General features: G+C 33.6%; 4 protein-coding genes. All 4 read right to left on the minus strand.

All coding sequences use genetic code 11. The features are described from left to right. Positions 1 to 70: 70 nt before the first annotated feature. Positions 71 to 520, minus strand: coding sequence for an RrF2 family transcriptional regulator (locus tag HU235_RS12375; protein WP_095302636.1), 450 nt, complete (start codon positions 518 to 520; stop codon positions 71 to 73). A gap of 256 nt (positions 521 to 776) precedes the next feature. Then, positions 777 to 935, minus strand: a complete 159-nt coding sequence (locus HU235_RS12380; RefSeq protein ID WP_095302637.1) for a Fur-regulated basic protein FbpA — start codon at positions 933 to 935, stop codon at positions 777 to 779. A gap of 112 nt (positions 936 to 1,047) precedes the next feature. Further along, entirely contained in the window at positions 1,048 to 1,944 is an 897-nt protein-coding gene (locus HU235_RS12385; RefSeq protein ID WP_095302639.1) for a sulfite exporter TauE/SafE family protein, read from the minus strand. A gap of 330 nt (positions 1,945 to 2,274) precedes the next feature. Then, positions 2,275 to 3,077 (minus strand): PH domain-containing protein (locus HU235_RS12390; RefSeq protein ID WP_174880407.1); only part of this gene is annotated, 803 nt, incomplete at its 5' end.

Genomic DNA, 3,077 nt, shown 5'->3' on the forward strand with positions numbered 1-3,077 from the left:
TATTTGGACTGTACCAAATTCAATATTTTCTAATATATTAATGATTTTATCTATTACTTCTTGATCGATTTTATTTTTCTTTAACAAATAAATCCTCTCCCTTTAATAAAGCGATCCTATTTAACAACAAGTCTTCAAGAGTAGTTCTCTCTAATACAAATGCAATCGTATCTCTGACTAAAGACCAAAGTGGTTTTAATTGACAACCAGCCTCTAATGGACAAGGCTCATACTTTGTAATGGATGCACAGCCCATCGGAGAAAGGGGCCCTTCAAGGTTTCGGATGACCTCACCTATATTGACTTCATTAGTGTTTTTATGAAGAAAATAGCCACCACTTGCCCCTCTTTTACTTTTAACGTAATCTAACTTTTTTAATTGAAGGAGAATTTGTTCAAGATAATTTATCGTAACAAGTGTCTTTTCTGAAATTTCTTGAATCGTCATCACCTTTCCTTGATGTTGACCAAGTATTAATAATGCCCGTAAAGCATATTCCCCTTTACTTGAAACCTTCATTTTATACCTCCCCACAAAGTTGAGTTATCTAGTCGACTTTAATCGATCAAAATGTCGAGTAAACTGGTCAACTTTACTACTGAAAAATGTTATGATTTTAATCGCCATAATACCAAGTATTTTTATTGGTTTTATTTGTTTTTCTATATAATATTATGTAGACAGAGTAAAATCAACCACTTTTTCCAGTATTTTTTATAAAAAGATCATCTTCGTCCACATTTTCCTTACTTACTCTTCTTTCAAAAGTACTTCTTCATTTTTTTCGTTCGATTTCTTTATTATATTCTTTCTCTATGTCCGATAATGTTAATTCATATAGGTGAAGGTCATCCTTTTTGTATACACCTAATGCAAGTAATTTTTTTATTAATCTTTCTTTTTTCCGCAATACCGCCTCACGTAATTGTGACATTCCTTTACCTCCTAAATATTTATAAATTACAGCCTTTATCTACAAATAAACGAAAGAGGAAGGGAACTGAATTTAGTTGACAGTACCCTATATATCACTAATAATGTTTATTCTATTCAGCAATTGACTTTTCGTCCCGATGTACATGTCGACTTGAACGAATTTTTGTGATTGTAACAAATATCGCGGTGAGCCAAATCACAATAATAAGGGCATAAATGTAAGGATATACATTTGTATCAGAAACCCACGTATTTACTAACGTTCTCGCATTAACTAATATAATAAAACCACCTACTAATACCCCCATTAGCTGTGCATGTATCTTCTGAACTAACCATGCGGCAATTGGAGCAGCAATTAGTCCACCAACCATTAATGCTCCAACCCAAAGCCAATTCACTTGCTCCCAACCAAGAGAAATGAGAAATCCAATAGTTGCAGAGATGGCAATTGCAAATTCACTCGTATCAACTGTTCCGACAACTTTTCTAGGGCTCAATCCTTTCTGCGATAATAATACCGGTGTAGCGATAGGCCCCCAGCCTCCACCGCCAGTTGAATCAGCGAATCCTGCAATAAATCCTAACGGTATTGACTGCTTTAAACTTAAAGACCTTTCTCGATTCACCTCATTAAGCTGAAACTTAAATAAAAAACGGATGAGAACATATACTCCTAAAAGAAGAAGGAATAATGAAATAAATGGTTTCGCACTATCCCCTGGTAAATTACTTAAAAATGTTGCACCTAAAAAAGCCCCAATTGAACCTGGAATAATTAAGCGAAACACGGTTTGTTTGTCAACATTTCCGAATTTGATATGAGATGCCCCTGATGCAGCTGTTGTTACTACTTCTGCTAAATGAACAGAAGCCGAAGCAACTGCAGGTGCAATGCCAAAAGCTAATAATAGTGAAGTAGAAGTTACTCCATATGCCATTCCAAGGGCACCGTCGATTAATTGAGCTAACAATCCGATAAAAGCAAAAATAATTAATTTTTTCATTTTTACACCTCTTTTTTTTGATAAAAACGAAATAAAAAAAGGCATAACCCTCCCTATTTGGAGTAGGTTATGCCTTCGGTTTTCCGATCGGCTCTTTATTTCATTTTATATTTGTTACAAATTATAATCCACATTATTCCTACCTGTCAACTTGTATTTATAAAAACCTAAATAAATTTAGATTATCTTTTATGCTTTCTAAGGGCCTGTTTTCGAAACTCTGTTACTCTTTATTAATAGCATTTCATTTGATTTCCACTTGAAGTGAAAGATAGTCGTGAGTCTCCATATTTTAAGTAAGAACTTTTACTAAAAAGGTTTGCCTAAACATTATTCAATATGAATCTCAGCTCTTCTTGCCATATACCATAAATAAAAATCCCTGCCTATTTCAATTGGAACATCATCTATCTTATTTTGCTCAACAGGATTCGCACGATTCGTCGTAGCTATTGAGGATAGACCAAAAAGCTTTTGAAGCAATGTTCTTGTTACAACAACCTCAATAATTTTGTCACGTTTTGAAATAAATAGTGTTGTCGTTAATCCACCGTGTTTTATTTGAATAAATTGTTCGTTTAAAAGATAGCCAGAATTTATATAATTAAGAACTCTTACTATCATTATGATAACTAACAATAAAATGGAACATAACCACCAAGATTCCTCTAATTGAAAAAACTTTGGTTTAACAAAAAAGAGAACTGCTGTCGCAATTATCCAAATCCAGCTCGGCTTTAATAATCGGACCCAAAATGATTTCTTTGGTAAACGCACCATTGCTTCTTCCACCTTATACGATGGTAGCAGATCCGATACTATTTTATACGCTTGTTTTACAGGCAAAAATGGATATAAAGTATTTACATCTAAACTTTCATCCCCAATCTTCATGCTTCCGACACTTGTTAACTTGACCTCAGCAAGTCCAAGAATTTTTTTCATTAATGATTGCTCAATCTCGATAGCCTGCACTTTATCTTTTGCAATAGAAAAAGCTGTTTCCTCAAGCACTCCTTTATGTATATAAATTCGATTATCATCAGATGATATTTCATATTTTCCATATTTAAGGAACGTTCTAATCATACCAAAAATAACTGAACAGAGAATGAATAGGACCAATAGGATTG

It is taken from the genome of Metabacillus niabensis (genome assembly GCF_902829255.1).
Taxonomy (GTDB): Bacteria; Bacillota; Bacilli; order Bacillales; family Bacillaceae; genus Metabacillus; species Metabacillus niabensis.